General features: G+C 72.2%; 5 protein-coding genes, 1 tRNA gene, 1 pseudogene and 1 riboswitch. Of the genes and pseudogenes, 6 read left to right on the top strand and 1 reads right to left on the bottom strand.

What is annotated here, in order from left to right; translation table 11 throughout:
* Both EHS43_RS48370 and ribA read left to right on the top strand, forming a co-directional pair.
* A pseudogene (locus tag EHS43_RS48370) lies at positions 1 to 162 on the top strand (MarR family transcriptional regulator); the annotation flags it as partial.
* A gap of 107 nt (positions 163 to 269) precedes the next feature.
* Positions 270 to 911 carry a GTP cyclohydrolase II gene (ribA, locus tag EHS43_RS36495; RefSeq protein WP_125194890.1) on the top strand — a complete coding sequence of 214 codons (642 nt, stop codon included), beginning with the start codon at positions 270 to 272 and terminating at the stop codon, positions 909 to 911.
* 30 nt (positions 912 to 941) lie between these two features.
* On the opposite strand, the gene EHS43_RS36490 is transcribed toward ribA, so the two are convergent.
* Positions 942 to 1,196: a hypothetical protein gene (locus EHS43_RS36490; protein WP_125194889.1), complete on the bottom strand. Its 255-nt coding sequence runs from the start codon at positions 1,194 to 1,196 to the stop codon at positions 942 to 944.
* A gap of 191 nt (positions 1,197 to 1,387) precedes the next feature.
* Here EHS43_RS36490 and EHS43_RS36485 point away from each other — a divergent pair.
* The 4 genes from EHS43_RS36485 to EHS43_RS36470 all read left to right on the top strand — a co-directional run bounded on the left by EHS43_RS36485 (position 1,388) and on the right by EHS43_RS36470 (position 5,195).
* Positions 1,388 to 1,461, top strand: a tRNA-Met gene (locus EHS43_RS36485).
* A 108-nt stretch (positions 1,462 to 1,569) separates the two neighbouring features.
* On the top strand, positions 1,570 to 2,655 hold the full coding sequence (locus EHS43_RS36480) for a PP2C family protein-serine/threonine phosphatase (protein WP_260470884.1): 1,086 nt from the start codon (positions 1,570 to 1,572) through the stop codon (positions 2,653 to 2,655).
* Positions 2,656 to 2,878: 223 nt separating this feature from the next.
* Positions 2,879 to 3,036, top strand: a riboswitch (cyclic di-AMP (ydaO/yuaA leader).
* An 11-nt stretch (positions 3,037 to 3,047) separates the two neighbouring features.
* On the top strand, positions 3,048 to 4,073 hold the full coding sequence (locus EHS43_RS36475) for a M23 family metallopeptidase (RefSeq protein ID WP_125194887.1): 1,026 nt from the start codon (positions 3,048 to 3,050) through the stop codon (positions 4,071 to 4,073).
* Between the two features lie 177 nt (positions 4,074 to 4,250).
* A complete protein-coding gene (locus EHS43_RS36470; protein ID WP_125194886.1) occupies positions 4,251 to 5,195 on the top strand; it encodes an aldo/keto reductase in 945 nt (314 codons plus the stop codon).
* The last annotated feature ends 102 nt before the right edge of the window (positions 5,196 to 5,297 follow it).

The raw sequence follows: 5,297 nt of genomic DNA, 5'->3' as shown, positions 1-5,297 counted from the left end.
CGGGCGGCGCTCTTCGACCGGCTCACCCCGGAGCAGGTGGGGCAGCTGGAGGAGATCTTCACCAGCGTCACCGCCGGGCTCCAGGGGGAGGGCGGGCCCGTCGAGGAGGTCCCGTGGCGCCGGCGTTCGTCCCCGTCCTGCCCGGGTGAGGGGCGGGCGTGACGAGCGCCATAAATCCGTTGCTTCAAATTTAAAGCATGGGGTAGGGTCTCGATCAGTAGAACTGCTTCAAATCTGAAGCATGTATGCCTACGAACCGGAGTACCCGCATGCCCGACCTGCCCGCCGCCACCCAGCGCTCCCGCGTCCGCGTCCCGCTGCGCTTCGGGGACGGCTACCGCGTAGACGCCGAGCTCGTCACCTTCCACGGCCTGACCGACGGACGGGAGCACCTCGCCGTCGTCCTCGGCGACCCCGCCCCCGGCACGGTCCCGCTGGTGCGGCTGCACTCCGAGTGCCTCACCGGCGACGTCTTCGGCTCCGCCCGCTGCGACTGCGGACCCCAGCTGCGCGAGGCGGTCGAGCGCATAGCCGAGCGCGGCGGCGTCCTGCTCTACCTCCGCCAGGAGGGCCGCGGGATCGGCCTCTACAACAAGCTCGACGCGTACGCCCTCCAGGACCAGGGCCTCGACACCTACGCCGCGAACACCGCGCTGGGCCTGCCCGAGGACGCCCGCGACTACACGGCGGCCGCGCAGATGCTGGCCGCCCTCGGCATCGACGAGATCGACCTGCTCTCCAACAACCCCGACAAGGCAGGCCAGTTGAGGGACCTGGGGATCGGCGTCCACGACCGGGTCCCCACCGGGGTGTTCACCACCGCCCACAACGTCCGCTACCTGCGCGCGAAGGTCCTGCAGACCCAGCACACCCTGCCGCTGGGCGAGTTGACCGAACTCGGCGTCGGCTGAACCTCACCCGGGCGGGTGCGCCGGACGGGCTCACTCCGGGCGGCCGTCCTCCCCGTGGTCGCGGACCCGGTTCCGGTGGGCGTTCGACCCCTCGCGGCCGGGGGACAGTCCCAGCACGGCCCCGCCCTCGGTCTGCTCCAGGCTCGTGATCACGTAGGGGGTGCCCGTGTGCACGGCCAGCCGGATCCCGCCGTTGCCGAACTCCGTCACCCGCAGCGTCCGGCCGCCGGACAGCGGGAACTCCCGCTCCCCGATCTCCACCGGCCGCTCGTCGGCTCCCGCCATGGCCCCTCCTCGTTCCCGGTTCCCTGTTCCCCGTCCCCGTGGGAGGCGCCAGGGTACGCCGCCCCCGCCCGGCCGACCGGTGCGTCCGGGCGGCCCGTCCGGACCTGCCCGTCCGGACCTGCTCGTCGGGGCCCCTGAAACAACCCTGGCGCGGAGCACCCCGCGGATGACGTATGCTGGTCACACAACGACGCGGGGTGGAGCAGCTCGGTAGCTCGCTGGGCTCATAACCCAGAGGTCGCAGGTTCAAATCCTGTCCCCGCTACTCAAGGCTCAGGGCCGGAATCCAGTTCACTGGACTCCGGCCCTGAGTGTTTCCCCCGCTCGGGCCTCCCGGTTCGCCTGCGGCCGGCATCCGGGCGAACCTGGAGGCGTGGAGCAGGAGGGGCCGATCTCGCACGCGCGCGCCTTCGTCCGCGTGCTCCCTGCGCTGCTGCTCGTCGCCGGGGCGTTCTACGACTACTTCACCCCCGCGCAGTTCTCCGCCGCGCCCCTGTACGCCGCCGCCCCCCTGGTCGCCGCTCCGCTCTACTCACGGCGCGCCACCGTCCTCACCGGCGCCGCCACCGTCCTCGTCGTCCTCGTGGTCCATCAGCTGCTCGGCATCCTCCTGCAGGTCCAGGCCGTCGCCGAGACGGTCACCGTGATGACGGTCGCCGTCCTCGCGGTCCTCATCAATCTCCTGGTGCGCCGCAGCAGCGAACGGCTCGCCACCCAGCGCGAGATCGCCGAGGCCGCCCAGCGCGCGGTACTGCCCGGTCCCGCCGGGCGGATCGGCGGGTTCGACGTCGCGGTGCGCTACGAGGCGGCCCAGGCGGACGCGCTCATCGGCGGCGACCTGTACGCCGTGCAGGACACCCCGTACGGGGTGCGGCTGATCGTCGGGGACGTGCGCGGCAAGGGGATGGGGGCGGTGGCGGCCGTGGTGATCGTCATCGGGGCGTTCCGGGAGGCCGCCGAGCAGGAGAGCACCTTGGAGGCCGTCGCGCAGCGGCTGGAGCGGGCGCTGGCGCGGGAGGGCACGCGGCGGGACGGCGTCGACGCCCTCGAAGGGTTCACCACGGCCGTCCTCGCCGAACTCCCGCACGGCGCGGGGGTCGTACGGCTCGTCAACCGCGGGCATCCGCCGCCCCTGCTGCTGTACGGCGACGGCACCCTGCGCGCGCTGCCCGCCCGCGACACCGCCCTGCCGCTCGGCACCAACGACCTCGGCACCTGGCCCGACCGGGCCGAGGAGCACGGCTTCCCGGGCGGCGCCACGCTGCTGCTGTACACCGACGGACTGACCGAGGCGCGGGACGGGCAGGGCCGGTTCTACGACCCCGAGGCGCGGCTGGCCGGCCGCGCCTTCCGGGAGCCCGGCGCACTGCTCGCCGCTCTCGTGGGGGAGGTGCGCCGGCATGCGGGCGGGTTCCTCGCCGACGACATGGCGCTGCTCGCCGTACGACGACCCTCGTGACGGGGCGTGAGCGGGCGACCGCCCTCCGCACTGCAACTGACATACCGTCAGCGCAGGTCGGCCGCCTGAGAGGGGGTCAACTCGCCCGTTTTTCGCCGTTCATGGGTCGTACGTGCACGGGATTTCGTTAATGATCAAGCGGAACAGCTTGGAATCGGGCCCCCGGGTCTATTAACGTTCGATAACGCAGCGCGGTCGTCCCAGCCGTCACAAGAGACGGCTCCGTGCTCACGCGCCGAATTCCGCAAGGGAACCGGGGAACCACCACCTTGGGGTGAATCGCTCGTAGTCCGCCGTGGCAGCACGGTGGGTATACGCGCGTAGGAGACCTTCCTGCTCCGAACCCGTCAGCTAACCCGGTAGGCGAGAAGGAAGGAAAGGAGCGCGCCCACGTGGCGTCCAACCCGCCTGCCCCCGAGGCGCCGTACGTACCCCGCGACACCCTCGTGTACGGCGGTTACCGCGCCGACGACGAGGCCCCGCTCGGTGAGTGGAACCCCACCGCGGACTCCCTCGCCCCCGTACGAGGCCGGCACCGCGTCGCCAAGCAGCGCGGCGGGGGATTCGCCCGCAGCTCCACCGTTCTGGGCGTCGGTGTCATAGCCGCGGTCAGCGCGGGCGGGATGGCCAGCGCCAACACCGGCAAGCCGCCGGTCTCCATCTCCCTTCCCGACCTGCCCAACGTGGGCTCGCTGATCTCGGACGACGCCGACACCGCCGCGGACGACACGAGCGCCTTCAGCAGCGTCGGCGCGACCACCGTCGACACCGCCGAGGGCACCTCGGACGCCGGTGAGGCGCTGCGCTCGCGCATCCTGGCCCAGGCCGAGGTGCAGCAGGACCAGCTCGACACCAAGGCCGCCCAGGCCGTCGCGGACGCCGCCCAGAAGGAGGCCGACGCGGCCGCCGCCAAGGCGGAGAAGGAAGCCCAGGAGAAGGCCGCCGCCGCGAAGAAGAAGGCGGAGGAGGAGGCCGCGAAGAAGGCCGAGGCCGAGCGCCTGGCCGAGCTCGCCAAGCAGTACACGCTGCCGACCTCGTCGTACACCATCACCTCGACCTTCGGTCAGGCCGGCTCCCTGTGGTCCTCCGGCTACCACACCGGCCTCGACTTCGCCGCTCCCACGGGCACGCTCATCAAGGCGGTCCACAGCGGCACCATCACCGAGGCCGGCTGGGCCGGTTCCTACGGCTACCGCACGATTCTCACCCTCGACGACGGCACCGAGCTGTGGTTCTGCCACCAGTCCTCGATCAGCGTCAGCGTCGGCCAGAAGGTCGCCACCGGTGACGTCATCGGCCGCGTGGGCGCCACGGGCAACGTGACCGGCGCGCACCTGCACCTGGAGGTCCACCCGGGCGGCTCGGCCGACGGGATCGACCCGATGGCGTGGCTGCGCGGCAAGGGCCTCAACCCCTGAGGTCTCCCGCCCCTCGGGCCCTTCGCCCCTGAGGTATCCGCGAACTCCGGCAGCCCTGACGGCGTCCCCCCGACGTCAGGGCTGCCGGTGTGTCCGGAGCGGCTGCTTCCGCTCGTTTACGAGGACTTTGCGGCCGTACCGGAAGACCGCTGTCCGGCACGGGCGTTGTCGTAGGACATGACTTCTCTTCGCAAGCTCGGCTCCTCCGGCCTCGAGGTCTTCCCGCTCTCCCTCGGCGGCAACGTCTTCGGCTGGACCGCCGACGAGGCCGCCTCCTTCGCCGTCCTGGACGCGTACACCGCGGCCGGCGGCAACTTCCTCGACACGGCCGACTCGTACTCGGCGTGGGTGGACGGCAACTCCGGCGGCGAGTCCGAGACGATCATCGGAAAGTGGCTGGCGTCCCGCGGCAACCGCGACGACGTCCTCATCGCCACCAAGGTCAGCCAGCACCCCGACTTCCCGGGCCTGAGCGCCGCGAACATCAAGGCGGCCGCGGACGCCTCGCTGCGGCGGCTGGGCACCGACCGCATCGACCTCTACTACACCCACTTCGACAAGCCGGAGATCCCCGTCGAGGAGATCATCGGCGCGCTGGACGAGCTGGTGAAGGCGGGCAAGGTGCGGGCGATCGGCGCCTCCAACATCTCCGCCGCGCGCCTCGCGGAGTCCCTCGACTTCTCCGACCGCGAGGGGCTCGCGCGCTATGTCGCCCTCCAGCCCCAGTACAACCTGGTCTCGCGCGACACGTACGAGGGTGAGCTCCAGGCCGTCGCGTCCCGGCAGGGCCTCGCCGCCGTCCCGTACTACGCCCTGGCCTCCGGGTTCCTCACCGGCAAGTACCGCGCCGGTGAGACGGTGGACAGCCCGCGCCGGGCGGGCGCCGGCAAGCACCTGGAGACCGAGCGGGGCCGGAAGGTGCTTGCGGCGCTCGACGACATCGCCGAGTCCCACACCGTCCCGGTCGCCACGGTCGCCCTGGCCTGGCTCGCCGCCCAGCCGACGGTCGCGGCCCCGATCGCGTCCGCCCGCACGGTGGAACAGCTGCCGGCGCTGCTGGGGGTGGCGGACCTGAGCCTGACGGAGGCGGAGCTGGGACGCCTGACGGAGGCGTCGGCCTGACCCTGGGGCACGCGCGCGTGTGCCGGCCGGCGGTGCCGGGTCCCGCGGGGAGCTATGTCCGGTACGGGTTGTAGGCGGGGTACGGCGCCGTCGGGTGGGCGG

The sequence above is a fragment of the Streptomyces sp. RP5T genome, assembly GCF_003933965.1.
Lineage (GTDB): Bacteria > Actinomycetota > Actinomycetes > Streptomycetales > Streptomycetaceae > Streptomyces.
The sequence above is the reverse complement of the archived record's forward strand: the minus strand, read 5'-3'. Positions and strand labels throughout refer to the sequence as shown.

What these genes read in the sequence shown, in the direction of transcription:
- EHS43_RS36470 (WP_125194886.1), top strand. Translation starts at nt 4,251, where the DNA reads ATGACTTCTCTTCGCAAGCTCGGCTCCTCCGGCCTCGAGGTCTTCCCG.
- EHS43_RS36490 (WP_125194889.1), bottom strand. Translation starts at nt 1,196, where the DNA reads ATGGCGGGAGCCGACGAGCGGCCGGTGGAGATCGGGGAGCGGGAGTTC.
- ribA (WP_125194890.1), top strand. Translation starts at nt 270, where the DNA reads ATGCCCGACCTGCCCGCCGCCACCCAGCGCTCCCGCGTCCGCGTCCCG.